Origin of the sequence: Amycolatopsis sp. CA-126428 (assembly GCF_002904335.1) — a bacterium.
Classification (GTDB): domain Bacteria; phylum Actinomycetota; class Actinomycetes; order Mycobacteriales; family Pseudonocardiaceae; genus Amycolatopsis.
In genome coordinates, this window is sequence record NZ_PPHF01000023.1 from 18,863 (window position 1) to 33,995 (window position 15,133).

The 15,133-nt window shown below is 71.4% G+C and carries 15 protein-coding genes; 7 read left to right on the forward strand and 8 right to left on the reverse strand.

Annotated elements, in window-relative coordinates; translation table 11 throughout:
- Window positions 1-102: 102 nt before the first annotated feature.
- Both C2L58_RS06025 and C2L58_RS06030 read left to right on the forward strand, forming a co-directional pair.
- Window positions 103-423, forward strand: a complete 321-nt coding sequence (locus tag C2L58_RS06025) for an STAS domain-containing protein (protein ID WP_233225576.1) — start codon at window positions 103-105, stop codon at window positions 421-423.
- Entirely contained in the window at window positions 420-2,309 is a 1,890-nt protein-coding gene (locus C2L58_RS06030) for an ATP-binding SpoIIE family protein phosphatase (RefSeq protein WP_103336520.1), read from the forward strand. Before C2L58_RS06025 ends, C2L58_RS06030 begins: the two co-directional genes overlap by 4 nt.
- A 50-nt stretch (window positions 2,310-2,359) precedes the next feature.
- Here the strand turns inward: C2L58_RS06030 and C2L58_RS06035 are convergent, their stop codons facing one another.
- Together C2L58_RS06035 and C2L58_RS06040 are read right to left on the reverse strand one after the other, a co-directional pair.
- A complete protein-coding gene (locus C2L58_RS06035) occupies window positions 2,360-3,595 on the reverse strand; it encodes a PP2C family protein-serine/threonine phosphatase (RefSeq protein WP_103336589.1) in 1,236 nt (411 codons plus the stop codon).
- A 151-nt stretch (window positions 3,596-3,746) separates the two neighbouring features.
- Window positions 3,747-4,964, reverse strand: coding sequence for an amidohydrolase family protein (locus C2L58_RS06040; protein ID WP_103336522.1), 1,218 nt, complete (start codon window positions 4,962-4,964; stop codon window positions 3,747-3,749).
- 91 nt (window positions 4,965-5,055) lie between these two features.
- On the opposite strand from C2L58_RS06040, the gene C2L58_RS06045 reads away from it, so the two are divergent.
- Window positions 5,056-5,499: a MarR family winged helix-turn-helix transcriptional regulator gene (locus C2L58_RS06045; RefSeq protein ID WP_103336523.1), complete on the forward strand. Its 444-nt coding sequence runs from the start codon at window positions 5,056-5,058 to the stop codon at window positions 5,497-5,499.
- A gap of 123 nt (window positions 5,500-5,622) precedes the next feature.
- On the opposite strand, the gene C2L58_RS06050 is transcribed toward C2L58_RS06045, so the two are convergent.
- Complete coding sequence (locus C2L58_RS06050) at window positions 5,623-6,180, reverse strand: TetR/AcrR family transcriptional regulator (RefSeq protein ID WP_103336525.1); 558 nt, start codon at window positions 6,178-6,180, stop codon at window positions 5,623-5,625.
- Window positions 6,181-6,262: 82 nt separating this feature from the next.
- Here C2L58_RS06050 and C2L58_RS06055 point away from each other — a divergent pair, with 82 nt between their 5' ends.
- Entirely contained in the window at window positions 6,263-7,000 is a 738-nt protein-coding gene (locus C2L58_RS06055; RefSeq protein WP_103336527.1) for an SDR family oxidoreductase, read from the forward strand.
- Between the two features lie 30 nt (window positions 7,001-7,030).
- On the opposite strand, the gene C2L58_RS06060 is transcribed toward C2L58_RS06055, so the two are convergent.
- From C2L58_RS06060 to C2L58_RS06070, 3 genes are all read right to left on the reverse strand, one after another.
- Complete coding sequence (locus C2L58_RS06060; protein WP_233225577.1) at window positions 7,031-7,330, reverse strand: hypothetical protein; 300 nt, start codon at window positions 7,328-7,330, stop codon at window positions 7,031-7,033.
- A gap of 86 nt (window positions 7,331-7,416) precedes the next feature.
- The gene (locus C2L58_RS06065) at window positions 7,417-8,940 is read right to left on the reverse strand and encodes a catalase (RefSeq protein WP_103336530.1); all 1,524 of its coding nucleotides are present in this window, start codon (window positions 8,938-8,940) and stop codon (window positions 7,417-7,419) included.
- An 84-nt stretch (window positions 8,941-9,024) separates the two neighbouring features.
- Window positions 9,025-9,768, reverse strand: a complete 744-nt coding sequence (locus C2L58_RS06070) for a GAF and ANTAR domain-containing protein (RefSeq protein ID WP_103336531.1) — start codon at window positions 9,766-9,768, stop codon at window positions 9,025-9,027.
- 177 nt (window positions 9,769-9,945) lie between these two features.
- Here C2L58_RS06070 and C2L58_RS06075 point away from each other — a divergent pair, with 177 nt between their 5' ends.
- The 3 genes from C2L58_RS06075 (at window position 9,946) to C2L58_RS06085 (ending at window position 13,111) form a co-directional block, all read left to right on the forward strand.
- Entirely contained in the window at window positions 9,946-10,278 is a 333-nt protein-coding gene (locus C2L58_RS06075; protein ID WP_103336533.1) for a pentapeptide repeat-containing protein, read from the forward strand.
- Between the two features lie 470 nt (window positions 10,279-10,748).
- On the forward strand, window positions 10,749-11,552 hold the full coding sequence (locus tag C2L58_RS06080) for an AfsR/SARP family transcriptional regulator (RefSeq protein ID WP_158264084.1): 804 nt from the start codon (window positions 10,749-10,751) through the stop codon (window positions 11,550-11,552).
- Window positions 11,498-13,111, forward strand: coding sequence for an NB-ARC domain-containing protein (locus C2L58_RS06085; protein WP_103336536.1), 1,614 nt, complete (start codon window positions 11,498-11,500; stop codon window positions 13,109-13,111). The genes C2L58_RS06080 and C2L58_RS06085 overlap by 55 nt, the downstream gene beginning before the upstream one ends.
- On the opposite strand, the gene C2L58_RS06090 is transcribed toward C2L58_RS06085, so the two are convergent.
- Together C2L58_RS06090 and C2L58_RS48485 are read right to left on the reverse strand one after the other, a co-directional pair.
- Window positions 13,062-14,000 (reverse strand): lysylphosphatidylglycerol synthase domain-containing protein, encoded by a 939-nt coding sequence (locus C2L58_RS06090; protein WP_158264085.1) that lies wholly within the window; start codon window positions 13,998-14,000, stop codon window positions 13,062-13,064. The two genes, C2L58_RS06085 and C2L58_RS06090, sit on opposite strands and share 50 nt — an antisense overlap.
- On the reverse strand, window positions 13,997-15,118 hold the full coding sequence (locus C2L58_RS48485; protein ID WP_146073532.1) for an endonuclease/exonuclease/phosphatase family protein: 1,122 nt from the start codon (window positions 15,116-15,118) through the stop codon (window positions 13,997-13,999). Before C2L58_RS48485 ends, C2L58_RS06090 begins: the two co-directional genes overlap by 4 nt.
- Window positions 15,119-15,133: the final 15 nt, after the last annotated feature.

Sequence of the window (15,133 nt, forward strand, 5' to 3'; positions counted from 1 at the left end):
TGAGCACGGGCCGTCAGGTCGAGGCAGAATTGCTGCATGTTCGAGACATCTGATTCGGGCACCGAGGAACCGCTGGGAGATGACGGAGGCGCAACGGACGGGGTGAGACTCGAAACGCTGGGCGACGCGCTCGTCCTGCGGATAACCGGAGCTCTCGACCTCTCCCTGGCGCCGAAGGTCCGCCAAGGGGTCGACCGCGCGCGGCGGCTGGCCGCCCCGGTGCTGGTCATCGACTTGACCGAGGTCGACTTCCTGGCGTCGGCGGGGATGGCGGAACTGGTGCGGGCCCATCGCCTCACCGCGTCGATGGCCGTACGGGTCGTGGCCGCCGGGCGGGTCACCTTGCGCCCGCTCGAGCTCACGCGACTGGCCGACGAGCTGGTGATCGTTCCCACGCTCGCGGCCGCGCTGGACCGCGTGTGACCGCCCAGAGCGGATTCGATGACCTGATCGACGCGCTACGCGGCGTCTTCGTCAGCAGCGAAGGCGACCCGGTCGAGGTCAAGACCCACCAGTTGGACGACGCTCAGCTGCGCCGCTTGACGGACGGTGATCCGGACCACGGTCTGGCCGTGGTCGTTCCCGGTGATGCCCTGCTGGACGAGTTGCTGCCGGGGTTGCCGGTGTCCGCGGCCGTCGGCGTGGTCAGCCGTGGACGCGGTGTGCTGATGTTCGCCACCGACCCGGTCGGTGATCGCCATCGGGCCCTGGTGGAGGGCGCCCGACTGGTGACCGGCCCGGTCGCCGGGCTGGTGCGGGAGCTGCAGGCCGAAGCGTCGGTCTTGGACGTGCTGCACTCGGTGGGCCGGGATCTGACCGCTCAGCTCGACCTCGACCTGGGCCGGATGGTGCAGGACGCGACCGACGCGGTCAGGAAGGCGACGGGTGCCGAGTTCGGCGCGTTCGCTCCCACGTTCGACGGCGTCGGTACTTTTCGCAGCGCCGATCTCACCCAGGACGCCCGGTCCGGCCGGAACCCGCCCTCCTCCGGGATGCCGGAAGGCCACCTTCCGGTGTGCAGCTACCTCGCCGTCCCGGTGATCAGCCCGGCGACCGAAGCGGTGCTGGGCGGCTTCTTCTTCGGCCACTCGCAGCCGGATCGGTTCACCGCGCGGCACGAGTTCCTCGCCGAGGGCATCGCCCGCTACGCGGCCATCGCCCTGGACAACGCGCGGCTGTACGAGCGCGAACGCACCCTGGTCACCGAGCTGTCACGCAGCATGCTGCCGGTCGTCCCCGACGTCGCCGGGGCGCACGTGGTGACGCGGTACCTGCCGGCGGCGATGGGGAGCAAGATCGGGGGTGACTGGTTCGACGTCATCCCGCTCGCCTCCGGCGCCACCGCGTTCGTCATCGGTGACGTCGTCGGCCACGGTGTCACCGCCGCGACCATCATGGGGCAGGTCCGCACCGCCATCCGGTCCTACGCGCTGCTCGAGCTGCCGCCGTCCGAGGTCCTGCGCAACGTCTCCCAGCTGACCGCCGGACTGGCCGAAGCCAGCTTCGTCACGTGCTTCTACGCCGTGCACGATCCCGGGCGGCGCACCCTCACCTACGCCAACGCCGGCCACCTTCCCGCCGTCCTCATCAAGCGGCCGGGCGAAACGCACCAGATCGGGGAAGCACTGGCCCAGCCGCTGGGCGTCGGCGCCGAGTTCCCCGAACGGACGACGCCGTTCCCGCCCGGGGTCGACTTGGTGCTCTACACCGACGGCCTGGTCGAAAGCCGCACCCGGGACCTCACCCTCGGCATCGAATGGCTGCTGGACGGCATCCCCCGGGTACTCGACGCGGCCGACCTGGAGACGGCGTGGGACGAGCTCATCGCCGAGCTCACCCTCGGCCGCCACGACGACGACATCGCGCTCATCCACGTCCACCGGCACCTCGATGCCCCGGCGGCCGAATTCCACCAGCGTGCCGCCGCCACCGTCGACCAGCTCGCGGGCCTGCGCAGCGGCTTGACCCGGTGGTCGGCGGGGCTGGGACTGAGCGCCGAGCGCCACGACGACCTGGTCCTGGCCAGCTACGAGGCCATGTCGAATTCGGTCGAACACGCCTACCGCGACCACCCGCGACCCGGCGTCGTCGAGGTGCACGGCGAACACCACCGCGGCGAGGTGACGGTGACCGTCACCGACTACGGCACCTGGAAGGCGCCGGACGCCACCAACACCCTGCGTGGGCGCGGTCATCTGCTGATCGGCGCCTTGGCCGACCACGTCTCGACCATCCAGCGGGACAACGGGACCACCGTCACCCTGACCTGGTCCCTTCCCGGCACCCCCGGAAAACCCGCAGCCGAATAGCCCAGGTGGCCCCGGTGCCGCCGTGGACGCCGATGCGGTGCCCGGGGCGGTCACACCGGGTCGTCGGAGGTGCCCGCGGGGGAGGCGATGCCGGTGTCGGCGCCGTTGTCGGCTTGGCGTTCGGTGCGACCGGTCCCGTGCCAGTCCAGGCACAGCACGGTGGCGTCGTCCTGCAGGTGACCGTGGCCGGCGTCCGTCACGGCCCTGGTCGCGGCCCGCACGAGCTCTCTGGTGTGCAGTCCGGCGGTCTGGCGGATCAGGGCGGGCAGGTCGGCGCCGGCGGCGTCGCGTTCGAACATGCCGTCGGTGAGCAGCACCAGCCGGTCACCGGGGCGCAGGTCCAGCCGGTGCACCCGGTACCGGTACGGCCGCACGCCGAAGAGCAGGTCGCTCTCCAGCTCGAGCGGCTCCACCGCACCGTCGCGCAGCAGCAGGGGAGCGGGATGGCCGGCGTTGACCAGCTCGACCGTGCCCGTCTGCAGTTTCACGCGCAGCAGCAGCCCGGTCGCCAGCGCCACCTCGCCGCCGTGGTCGAGCAGGGCCTGGTTGGCGTGCTGCGCCTGCCCGGCCAGGTCGCGACCGGCTCGGCGGGCGCCGCGCAGCGCACCCACCAGCAGGGTTGCGGTCAGTGCCGAGGCCACGTCGTGACCGGCGGCATCGGTGATCGACAGGTGCAGCGTGTCGCGATCCAGGCTGTAGTCGTAGGTGTCGCCGCCGATGTCGTCGGCGGGCACCAGCGCGCCGGCGATGGTGAACTGGGCCGCCTCGCAGCAGGAGGCCGAGGGCAGCAGCTGGTGCTGGATCTCCGCGGCCAGGCTCATCGGCGTGGTGCGCCGGCCGGTGTGGTAGCGGTCGGTGAAGCGGCGGTCGGTGACGATGACGTAGGCCAGCGCGTGGGCGGCCTGCCCCAGCTCGGCCAGCACTTCGTCGTCGCAGAAGGGCACGGTCGCTTCCAGGACACCGACGCAGTCGCCCCGGTTGGTCACCGGCAGCACCGCCCGCACCCCGGCGTCGTTCTCCTCCCGCCACGGCTGCTGGGTGCGCAGCACCCGCTCGTAGACGCTGTCCCGCAGATCGACCGGCTCCGGGGCACGCCCGTCCGGGTCCTGCGCGGTCGAAGCGAGGCGCACCAGGTGTTCCTCGATGAGGTCGACCAGCAGGAAAGACACGTCGAAGGCGCCCAGCCGCTTCGCGAGATCGCGGGCGACGACTTCGATCGAAGCCACGGGCGGCGCGGTCTCGGCGGCCGCCAGCACGTCACCCGGTCCCAACCCCACACCGTCCACGGCAACTCCGATCACCCGGAACCCGACCAATCAACCACATCATCACATCCGGCCGGGCACAAGACCGCCGGCGACTCACGATCGGGACCGCCGCGCCGCATCCGGCGCGGCCTGCCGACGACTTGCCCGCCGACTCCGAAGCCTGTTGCTGCTACGAATTCTCCAGCCGGCTGCCGCGTCGCCAGACAGCTCGGGTGTTGAGCGTGTCGCCGATGTTCTTCGTGGGGTCGCCGTCCACGAGCAGCAGGTCGGCGCGGAGTCCTTCGGCGATGCGGCCTCGGTCGCCGAGGCCGAAGCGGCGGGCTGTGGTCGCCGTCGCGGCGCGCAGTGCCTGGGCGGGCGTCAGGCCGGCGCTCACGAGGTACTGCAGTTCGTGGTGCAGGCTGGCTCCGTGGGCCAGGCCGCCGAAGAAGGTTTCGGCCATCGAGGCGTCGGTGCCGGCCAGCAGGTCCACGCCCGCCGCGGCCAAGGCCGCTACGGTCTCCAGGACGTCCTCGAGCTTGCCCTGGGGGTAGCGGTTGTAGCTCGACCGCAGGGTCGCTTCCCACTTGTCGTCGAGGCGGCGGGCGACCCGGGGATCATCGGCCAGGGTGCTGCCGGTGATGCCCATCATCGACGCGTCGAGGCTGACGCACGGGACGACGAACATCCCCGACCCGGCGATCAGGTCCACGATTTCCGTGGTGTGCGGGCGGTCCATGAACACGTGCACGACGCCGTCGATCCCGGCTTCGGCGGCCATGCGGGTGGCGTCGAGGGTCAGGGTGTGCGCGACGGTGAGGGCGCCGTACTTCTTGGCCTCGGCGACGCCCGCGGTGAGCGTGGCCTGGTCGAGCATCGGCAGCCCGGGGTGGCCTTCGACGCTGCCGTCGTCGACCATGAACTTGATGTAGTCGGAGCCGCGCGCCAGGAGCTGCGGGATGTACGCGGCCGCCTGGTCCGGGGTGGTGGAGAACGGCATCAGCGGCATCACCGGCGGCAGGTCGCCGCCCGGCCGGAACCCTTCGGGCATGAGCTCGCTGGGGTGACCGCCGGGTGGGGTGATGCCGAAGCCGGCCGACCGGACGTCGGCGACGGTGTCGTCTTCGGTGATGTGCGCGCGGTTCTCGCGGGTGTTCATGCCCTGCATCTCCAGTTCGGTGGTGACGCCGAACCGCAGGGCCAGTGCGAGGGAGCCGGGGCTCGAGTGGACGTGCGCGTCGATCAGCCCGGGCAGCAGGGTCGCGCCCCGGCCGTCGACGACTTCGGCGCCGTCGGGTACTTCGCCGCCGACCTGGCGGATCTTCCGGCCGTCGAGGACGACGGTCTGCACTCCCAGCGTCTTCTCCCCGTCGAACACCCGGGCGCCGGTGATGGCAGTGGTGGCCATGGCGGCCTCGCTTTCTCGCTCACAGTTACATACCTGATGCTATGCAGTTTGGCCCTGGTATGCAAATGCGGGGGGTACTACGATCCGGAAGATGACCGACGAGGACGCCCTGCTGGACCAGATCGGTCCGGCGCTGTCGCGGCTGCGCCGGCGTGTCCCGGCGTCGAGCCGTGACGTGTCCCGCAACCTGGTGCTGAACGTGGTCGCCGACGTTCCGGGTGAGCTGACGGTCGGCGGGCTCGCCGCGGAGATGGGCGTCGTGCAGCCGGTGGCCAGCCGCTCGGTGGCGGCCTGCATCGCCGACGGCCTGCTGCGGCGGGCGGCCTCCCAGGCCGACGGCCGCCGGACGGTGCTCGAGCTCACCGAACGCGGCGAGGCCGAGCGAACCCGGTTCGCCGCCGAGCAGCGCGCGGCCTTCGAGGGCATCACTGCCGGGTGGTCGCCGGAGGAACGCACCCAGTTCGCGCGGCTGCTCGTCCGCTACACCACCGACGCCGGCGCTTGGTCCCGCCGCCGGGCGGAAAAAGAGCAGTGAGAGGGTCGGCGGTAGCGCGAAAGACGGCGGCGGGAATCGCGAGCACTGGGTTGGCGAGCACCGCGATGGCCACGGTCATCGCCAGGGTTTTCGGGTACCCCGATTTCCATGAAGATCGCGATGTCAGGCGCGCAGGCCGTCGACGATCACGGCCACGATCCTGGGCGCCCGCTCGGCCCACTCGGCTTCGGGGATCCGAGACAGCGCCCCGAGCAGCAGGATGACGTCGGCGGCATCGACGCCACCGCGGATCTCCCCGGCCGCCTTTCCCCGGTCCAGCAGCGTTTCGAGTGCTTCGTCGAGCCGGTGGTGGTGGCCGGAGTAGAGGTCTTGCCACGCCGGGACCTCGATCGCCGCCATGACGCCGCGTTTGACGCGTGCGTACTCGACCAGCCGGTCCAGCCAGCGGGCCAGCGCGCCGAGCGGGGAGTGCTCCGCCAGCAGGGGTGCCACGGTGTCGACGAGCTGGGTCAGCTCGGCCCGGTACACCTCCGCCAGCAGGTGCTCGCGCGTCGGGAAGTGCCGGTACAGGGTGCCCTGCCCGACGCCCGCGGCCTTGGCGACCCGGTGCAGCTTCAGGTCGTCGGTCGCGCCGTTGGACTCGCTCAGTTCCGCGCGCGCGACCTCGACGATCCGGTCGCGGTTGGCGACGGCGTCCGAACGGCGCTCACGTCCGGCCACGGCACTCTCCTCGCATAAGTGGACAAGTGTCCGGTACAGTCGAGGCCAACCGGACACTTGTCAGCTTAGTGGAGGCAGCACGATGAACGGACTGGACAAGGTCGTCGCGATCACCGGCGCGAGCAGCGGGATCGGCGAAGCGACCGCGTGGGAACTCGCCGGCCGGGGCGCGGCGGTCGTGCTCGGCGCCCGGCGCACCGACCGGCTGGAAGCGCTTGCGCAAAAGATCCGGGGCGACGGCGGCCGCGCGGAAGTGCTGGACGTGGACGTGACGCGGCGCGCCGACCTCGAGCGGCTCGTGGCGCTCGCCGTCGACCGCTTCGGCCGCCTTGACGTCCTGGTCGGCAACGCCGGCGTCGCCCGGATCGCGCCGGTGGCCGACCTGGACGTCGACGCCTGGGACGCGATGATCGACGTCAACCTCCGCGGCGTCCTGCACGGCATCGCCGCCGCGCTCCCGGTGTTCCGCGCGCAGGGCCGCGGTCACTTCGTCACGACCGTCTCGACGTCGGGGCTGAAGATCGTCCCGACGCAAGCCGTCTACGCGGGGACGAAGAACGCCGTGCGCACGCTGCTGGAGGCGCTGCGCCAGGAGTCCACCGACGGTGCGCTGCGCACGACGTCGATCTCGCCGGGGTTCGTGCGCACCGAGCTGGTCGACCACGTCGAGGACCCCGCGCAGCGCGAGCAGGTCCAGCGGGCGATGGCGACGCTCGGCATCAGCCCGGACGCCGTCGCGCGGGCGATCGCGTTCGCCATCGAGCAGCCGGACGACGTCGAGATCGGCGACCTGACCATCCGGCCCACCCGGCAAGGCTGAGACCGGTCTTCCGGAGCTCGCCGAGGGCGATCACGCGAACATCTGCATGCCTCCGAACAGCAGCACCAGGAGCGCACCGATGCCGAAGCCGACCAGGAGAGCACCGCCGACGCCGGCTCGCAGCCGGACTCCCGCGTAGGCCAAGCCCAGGCACAGCATCATCCACGCGCCCACCGAGGCGATGCTCAGCATCATGGTGGAGCCCAGTTCGAAGGCGACTTTCGCGCCGCCCGCCACGAAAAGGGCGGAAACGATGACGATTCCCGCCGGCACCAATCGTTTCCGGGCAGGATGACCGATCGGCGCCTGTGCTGGATGAGTACTGGTCATGGCGACCTCCTCGTCGGGTCGCCTCATCGTCGCATCGTTTGCGCCCGGAGATCCTTACCGCGCGGTTACCGGCATCCGGGTCGGGCTCAGGCCTTGTGCTGCATGCTCGACCGGGCCGGGTTGCCCTGGTCGGCGGCCTTCGGGTCCTTCTCGTCCTGCTTGGCCCGGACGCCGGACTCGATCCGGTCGCCGAGGTCCTTGTCGACGTTGCGCCAGTATTCGAACGCGCGCGCCAGCACCGGCTCGGACACGCCGTTGAGCAGGTGCCCGACGATGTTGTCGACCAGCCGGCCGCGCTGGTCGTCGTCGAGGACCTCGCGGACCATCGTCCCGGCCTGGCCCCAGTCGTCGTCGTCCTTGCGCAGGGTGTACGCCGTGCGGACCATGTCGCCGTCGGTGTGCCAGCCCGTCGGCTGCCCGTAGCGGGCGGGGTCGGCGTGCGGGCCGCCCTTCGAGTTCGGGGCGTACACCGGGTCGGAGACCTTGGTGTAGCGCATCGCCCCGTCCTTGCTGTAGCTGTGCACGGGCGCGACGGGGGCGTTCACCGGCAGCTGCTTGTAGTTCGCGCCGATCCGGTAGCGGTGGGCGTCCGGGTAGGAGAACAGCCGGCCGAGCAGCATCTTGTCCGGGCTCGCGCCGATCCCCGGCACGAGGTTGCTCGGCTCGAACGCGGCCTGCTCGATCTCGGTGTGGTGGTCGGTCGGGTTGCGGTCGAGCGTCATCCGGCCGACGTCGAGCAGCGGGTAGTCGCCGTGCGGCCACACCTTCGTCAGGTCGAACGGGTTGAAGCGGTAGGTCTTGGCGTCGTCGAACGGCATGACCTGCACCTTCAGCGTCCAGCTCGGGTGGTCGCCGCGCTCGATCGACTCGTACAGGTCGCGCGTGTGGTAGTCGGTGTCGGCCGAGGCCATCTGGTCGGCTTCGTCCTGGGTGAAGCACTCGACGCCCTGGTCGGTCTTGAAGTGGTACTTGACCCAGAAGCGTTCACCCGCGTTGTTGACCCACATGTAGGTGTGCGAGCTGTAGCCGTTCATGTGCCGCCAGGTGCGCGGGATCCCGCGGTCGCCCATCAGCCACGTCACCTGGTGCGCCGACTCCGGCGACAGCGTCCAGAAGTCCCACTGCATGTCGTGGTCGCGCAGGTTGTTGTCGGCCCGGCGCTTCTGCGAGCGGATGAAGTGCTGGAACTTCATCGGATCCCGGATGAAGAAGACCGGCGTGTTGTTGCCGACCATGTCGTAATTGCCTTCGCTGGTGTAGAACTTCACCGCGAAGCCGCGCGGATCGCGCCAGGTGTCGGGGCTGCCGCGCTCGCCGGCGACGGTCGAGAACCGGATCAGCAGGTCGGTCTTCGTGCCCGGCTGGAACACGGCTGCCTTGGTGTACGCGCTGACGTCACCGGTCGTCTCGAACCGCCCGAACGCGCCGCTGCCCTTCGCGTGCGGCTGCCGCTCGGGGACGCGTTCGCGGTTGAACTGCGCCATCTGTTCGATCAGGTAGTTGTCGTGCAGGAGGATCGGCCCGTCGGGACCGACGGTGAGGGAGTGCTCGTCGCTTTCGACCGGGATGCCCGCATCGGTGGTGGTCGGTTCGGGACGGATCTGCGTCACTGTTCTCCTCCATCACGGCGGCCGTGGCACACCCGGCCGCGCTCACCTGCCCAATCTCGGTCGCTTACCCGATCTCGCCCGGTTCTAATCTTCGCGAGAAGCCGTGACCTCGGCGACGAAGTTCGCGGCGACGTCGCGCAGCTTCATGTTCTGCTCCTGCGACGCCTTGACGAGCAGGTCGAACGCGTCGTGGGACTGGATGCTGTGCAGGGCCATGAGGATGCCCTTGGCCTGGTCGATCACCGCACGAGAAGTCAACGCGGTGCGCAGCTGCCCCATGGTTTCGCGGGCGGCCTGGTGCCGGCGGGTGCTGCGCAGCGCGGATTCGGCGGCGGCGGTGTAGAGGTCCAGCAGGGCTGCGTCGAGCGCGCCGAAGCTGTTGCCGCCGGTGTCGTACAGGTTGAGCGAACCGTGGTACTGGTGGTCGACGAACAGCGGGGCGGACAGGTAGGCGACGACCGAGCGTTCGTCCGCGGCGGCGGCGAACTCGGGCCACTGTTGTGCGGCCTCGGTCACCCTTACGCGCTGGAGTTCGCCGGTCCGGGCGGCTTCCAGGCACGGCCCCCGGCCGGCGTCGTACTGGGCCTGATCGATGTGGTGCGCGCTGTCACCGGTCGCTGTCGCTGTGTAGGGGGCTCCGTCGCGCAGCAGCGTGATGCTGGCGATCTCCGCGTCCGGTACCGCGTGCATGACCTGCCGGCACACTCGCTGCAGCACCACCAGCAGTTCCTCTTCTTCCGCGAAGGTGCCGGCCAGGCGATCGAGTGCGTCGGTGACATCGTCCACTCTCCGTGCGGCGTCCCGCTCGTACAGCAGGTTGTCTTCCATGTGGTGCTCCATCGGGGTGGGGACGGGAATCCGGGACAACAGTAGATGTTGCCGGGCGGCTCGGCATGAGCAGAGAGCCAGGTCGGCGATCCGGGCGGTGGGCGTGATCGGCCATCACAACATCCCGCCGGACCCGGGAATCTATGAATACTCCGTGGGATCCACTTGTCTGTCCGGATGGACCTCATGGGGATGAATTTCGTGCGAGGATACTTCGCCGGCTCCGATTCGAGCGGCTCCGAACTGACCGGTGCCGACTTCACCGGTGCCTCCTTCTTGAGTACCAAGCTCGGTCGCGTGAGTGCCATTCAAGCGAACTTCACCTGCGCGGTCCTGGCCAACGCCGACTTCGGCGAGGCGTTGCCGGCCGCGACCAGGTTCGTCGGGCGCGATCTGAAGTACGCGAACTTCGCCGGGGCCGCGCTCGCCGGAACCCTTTTGCTTGACCGAGGGGCAGTATCCGGGGATAACGAGGGGATAATGACGATGGATCGGGGTAAATCCACCTGAATCTTTCGTCGGCGAATAGACACCCGATCCTTTCCGGGCTGTTCTTCGGGATCTGAACCGGTCGGAGCCGCGGGGTCGGGGGCGAGGGTGTGGGCCGACCTCCTGGCCTCTCCCGGCACTGGTGCGCAGGCGCTGATCGATCGCGAGCTGAGCCGTGGATCGCCGATCCCGATCACCGGGGCTGCTGCAGACGGCGGTCAAGGACCTGCTGCGGTGGCCGGAGGCGCACGACGCTGCACTACTCCTTTTCGGTGAACAACCCGAACTCGTTCCGTGATATCCCGGCGATCCTCGCCGAAATCCCCGTCTGCGCAACAAATTCGCACGTCCGAGCGGCGTCGGCGGCCTTCCGGTCAAGAATTCACAAAGCCGGTTTCGCGGGTTACCATCGGCCCCTTGGGGTGGTTGTCCGATCACGCGGTGATCTCACTCGAGATTTTCGGCAGGACACCGGAATGGGGGGATTCGTCATGGGTTTTCACGTCTTGGGCCCGCTCGAAGTCACCGGATCGCGCTCGCCGGTGGACCTGAGCGCGGGCCGTCAGCAGGTCGTGCTCGCCGTCCTCCTGCTGGAGGCCAACCGCCTGGTGCCGGTGCACCGGCTGGTCGACGCCGTGTGGTCGGACGCGCCGCCGACCACCGCCCGCGGGCAGATCCACACCTGCGTTTCCGCGCTGCGCCGCCGCTTCGAGGCGGCGGGGCTCGGCGGCCGCATCGGCACCCGGCGGCCGGGTTACGTGCTGCGCGTTGCGGACGGCGAACTCGACCTGCACCGGTTCGACAGCCTCGTCGCCGACGGACGCGCGGCGGCCGCCGCCGGCCGGCCCGCCGAGGCGGTGAACCGGTTCCGGACCGCGCTCGGGCTCTGGCGGGGCGAGGTCCCGTTGAGCGGTATTGAAAGCGATTTCTTGCGCGCGGCGGTGGCGGGCCTGACCGAGCGACGGCTGAGCGTCCTGGAGGACTGCCACGCCGTCGAACTCGCGCAGGGCCGCCACCACGAGCTGGTCGATCAGCTGCTGCCCCTGGTCGAGCGCCACCCCCTGCGCGAACAACTGCACCACCAGCTGATGCTGACGCTCCACCGCTGCAGACGGCCGGGTGACGCGCTCGCCGCCTACCGGGCCGCCCGCCGGACGTTCGTCACCGAACTGGGCATCGAGCCGAGCGGAGCGGAGCGCTGCGCGAACTGCACGACTCGATCCTGCGCAACGACACCACATTGGACGCGCCCGCGCCCCGGATCGCGGCCGTGCCCGCGCCGGCGCCGGCGGTGACCCCGCGCATGCTGCCGGCCGCGAACCCGTACCTGGCCGGCCGCGACGACGTCGTCACCACGGTCAGCGGCCAGCTGCGCGGCGGCGGGACGGACGGGGTGACCACGGCGGTCCTCGCCGGGCGCGCCGGGGTCGGGAAGACCGCGCTGGCCGTCTCCATCGCGCACCGGATCGCCCCCCGGTTCCCCGACGGTCAGCTCTACGCCCGCTTGGACGACGAGCACGGCGATCCGGTGCGGGCCGAGGCGGTGCTCGAACGGCTGCTGCGGGCGCTCGGCGTGCCCGCGGCGGCCGGGAGCCGGGACGAACTGGCCGCGCGGTTGCGCAGCACATTGGCGGGACGACGGGTCCTCATGGTGCTCGACGGCGCGGTCGACGAGGCACAGGTGCTGTCCCTGCTGCCCGGCTCGGCCACCTGCGGGGTGCTCGTCACCAGCCGGCACCGGCTCACCGGCCTGTCCGGCGCCAAGGTCGTCGAGCTGGCGGAGCTCACCATCCAGCACGCCACCGAACTGCTCATCCGCCTGCTGGGGATCGCGCGCGTCTCCGCGGAGCCCGCCGCCACCTACGACCTGATCGACCTGTGCGGCGGCCTGCCGCTCGCGCTGCGCATCGCCGGGGAGCGGCTGGCCGCCCGGCCGCACTGGAGCATCGCGGAGCTGACCGAGCGCCTCGGCGACGAGCAGCGCCACCTCGACGAGCTGAGCCACGGCCCGCTCGACGTCCGCCCGGGCATCGCCACCGCCTGCGACCGGGTGGGCCCGTCCGCGCAGCGGCTGTTCCGGCTGCTCACCCTGCTCGACGGGCCGGACTTCCCGACGTGGGTCGCCGGGCCGCTGCTCGGCGACCCCGGCCACGGCGCCGTCGACGAGCTGGAGACCCTGGTCGACGCCCAGCTCGTCGACGTCGGGCGCCGGTCCGGCCCCGGTGCCCACTACCGGATTCCGAAGCTGCTGCGCAGTTACGCCCAGGAACTGCTCGCCCGCGAGGAAACGCCGGCCACCCGGGCGGCCGCGGTGAACCGGCTGCTCGGGGCGTGGCTGCACCTGGCCGAACAAGCGCACAGCCGCGCCGTGGGTCAGTCGGTGCCCGTCGTGCACGGCGACGCCGAGCGGTGGCCGCTGCCCGCACCGCTCACCGACCAGCTGCTCCGCCGCCCGCTGGAATGGTTCGAGGCGGAGCGCGCCGGTGTGGTCCGCGCGGTCGGGCAGGCCGCCGAACTGGGTTCCGCCGAGCTGTGCTGGGACCTCGCCGGCACGCTGGCCGGGCTGATGCAGGCCCGTGACCACCTGGAAGACTGGCGCGAAACGCACACCACCGCGCTCGCCGCCTGCCGGCGGACCGGCGACCGCCGCGGCGAGGCCGTCATCCTGCACTCCCTGGGCACCCTCGACATGGTCGAGCAGCGCTACAACGAGGCGTCCGGCCGGCTCGCCCTCGCGCTGCCCGCCTTCGAAGAAATCGGCGAGGACAAGGGCCGCACCCTGTGCCTGCGCAGCATCGCGTTCCTCAGCCGGGTCGGGGCGGGCTCGCCCCTCGGCGGCCGTGCCATGCGCTGACCAGCAGCCCGCCCGCACACAGCAGTTCCGCGACGACCAGGCAGGCCCGGCTCCCGATCGCCGCGACGGTCGCCGCGGGCACCGGCAGCACCGGTCCCAGTGCGGCGATGATCACCAGCTCCCGGACGCCCGCACCGTCGGGAAGGACCAGCACCAGCGCCCCGGCCGCCGACGCGAAGGCGTACCCCCCGACCCCGGCCGCCAGCGCCGGCCCGGGAGGCGCGCCCAGCGCGTACGCCAGGAGCCACAGGTGCAGGCCGCCCGCGAGCCACGCCGCGGTCTGCACCAGCAGCGCCTGCCGCAGGCCTCGCGGGTCCGGCCGGTCGGCCGGCGGGGCGCGCCGGAGCAGCCGGGCCGCCCGATCGGTCAGCCGCAGCACGGTTTCCGGCCGCCACACGACGTACGCGCCGAGCAGCAGCGGCACGGCCAGCCACGGCCAGGACGCGCCCAGCACCAGCGGCGCGGCCAGCAGGCCGACGGCCGTCGCCGAGAGCAGGTTGACCACGGCGACCAGCAGGTAGGCGGCGACGACCCGGCCGGCCGGGACGCCGGTCCGCCTGCCGGTGTGCGCCGCGGCCAGCGCCTGCCACCACGGCCCGGGCAGGTACGTGCCCGCGATCGCCGCGAAACAGATCCGCGCCCCGGCGGCGAACCCCAGCCGGCTCCCGAGCGAAGCCAGCACGCCCCGCCAGGTCTGCACGCCCAGCAGCAGCCACGCCGCGAGCGCGACCAGCGCCGGCACCAGGTACCACCGGGCCGCGGGCCGGGCGAGCAGCTCCGCGATCTCCGCGCGGTGCCCGCCGACGACGACGGCGGCACCCACCGCGACGGCCACGAGAAAAGCGCCCACGAGGACCTTCCGCAGCACCGCGCGAACCGGGCCGGTCATCGCGCGGACCCGCAGGGCAGGGACACGGTCAGGTCCTGGGCCTGGTGGTCGGACAGCCGCGGGCTCGACCGGAACGCGTACCGCGCCAGGTCCACCTCGCCCCGGGTGAACACCCAGTCGAGCCGCCACAGCCGGGGCATCCCCCATCCCGTGCCCGCCACCGGGAACGACGCCGGCAGCGGCGCTCCCTCGGTGAGGTCCCGGGCTTCGACGCCGTCGCCGAGCGGGATCAGGCTGCCCATCCACGGGGAGTTGAAGTCGCCCGCGACGAGCAGGGGATTGCGGTTGCCCGCCAGATCCGCGCGCAGCGCGGCCAGCTCGGTCTCGACCCGGTCGTACTGCCCGTGGGCGAACGAGTAGAACCGCCCGCTGAACGCGCTGAGCCGCGTGTCCACCGGCTGCGGCAGATGGACGTTGTACAGCGAGAACACGCATCCGCCGGCCCGGACGTCGGTGCGCTGCGCCTTGTTGCCGTGCCAGTACCAGTCGTCGGGCGCCGGCCCTTCCCGCCGCGGATGGGTCCCCACGACCGGCAGGCGCGACAACGTGACCAGCTCGCCTTCGACGTTCACCTGGTAGCCCGGGAACCGGGCGCGCAGCGTGGGTTCGTCGTCGAGCCGGACCGGCCCGTCGTGCCAGTGCAGGTGCTCACCGAGCAGGTAGACGTCGGCGTTCTGCTGTTTCAGGTACGCGTAGAGCGCTTCGGTGCTGTCGTCCCCGCGGAAGTCCTGGTACCCGGTCCCGGAGTCCCAATAGCCGGTGTTCCAGCTGAAGATCCGGAGCACCGGCGCGCCCGGCTTCGGCGCGGCGGCCGAGCCGAAGCCGCCGAACCCCGCGAGCAGCGTGCCGGCCACCAGTACCGCGGCGAGCACCAGCGCCGTCCACCGCGGCCGCGGCCGCACGAAGGCGGCGAGCACCAGGAGCAGCAGCGGCACGGCGACCAGCAGCAGTGGCGGGAGCGGCTCGACGAACATCCACAGCCACCAGCGCCCGGTGAGCAGCACGTGTGCGGCGAAGAACACCACCCACAGCGCGGTGACGACGCGGAGCGTCCGGCTCCACCGCCGCCGCGACGGTGCGGGTGCTTCCGCGTCCACAGAGGACTGAACCTCGGTCATGTCGGTACCTCACGG

Excerpts from the sequence above, each read along its gene's own strand:
- C2L58_RS06070 (WP_103336531.1), bottom strand. The coding sequence starts at position 9,768 with ATGGAAGACAACCTGCTGTACGAGCGGGACGCCGCACGGAGAGTGGAC.
- C2L58_RS06060 (WP_233225577.1), bottom strand. The coding sequence starts at position 7,330 with ATGACCAGTACTCATCCAGCACAGGCGCCGATCGGTCATCCTGCCCGG.
- C2L58_RS06055 (WP_103336527.1), top strand. The coding sequence starts at position 6,263 with ATGAACGGACTGGACAAGGTCGTCGCGATCACCGGCGCGAGCAGCGGG.
- C2L58_RS06075 (WP_103336533.1), top strand. The coding sequence starts at position 9,946 with ATGGACCTCATGGGGATGAATTTCGTGCGAGGATACTTCGCCGGCTCC.
- C2L58_RS06040 (WP_103336522.1), bottom strand. The coding sequence starts at position 4,964 with ATGGCCACCACTGCCATCACCGGCGCCCGGGTGTTCGACGGGGAGAAG.
- C2L58_RS06045 (WP_103336523.1), top strand. The coding sequence starts at position 5,056 with ATGACCGACGAGGACGCCCTGCTGGACCAGATCGGTCCGGCGCTGTCG.
- C2L58_RS06090 (WP_158264085.1), bottom strand. The coding sequence starts at position 14,000 with ATGACCGGCCCGGTTCGCGCGGTGCTGCGGAAGGTCCTCGTGGGCGCT.
- C2L58_RS06080 (WP_158264084.1), top strand. The coding sequence starts at position 10,749 with ATGGGTTTTCACGTCTTGGGCCCGCTCGAAGTCACCGGATCGCGCTCG.
- C2L58_RS48485 (WP_146073532.1), bottom strand. The coding sequence starts at position 15,118 with ATGACCGAGGTTCAGTCCTCTGTGGACGCGGAAGCACCCGCACCGTCG.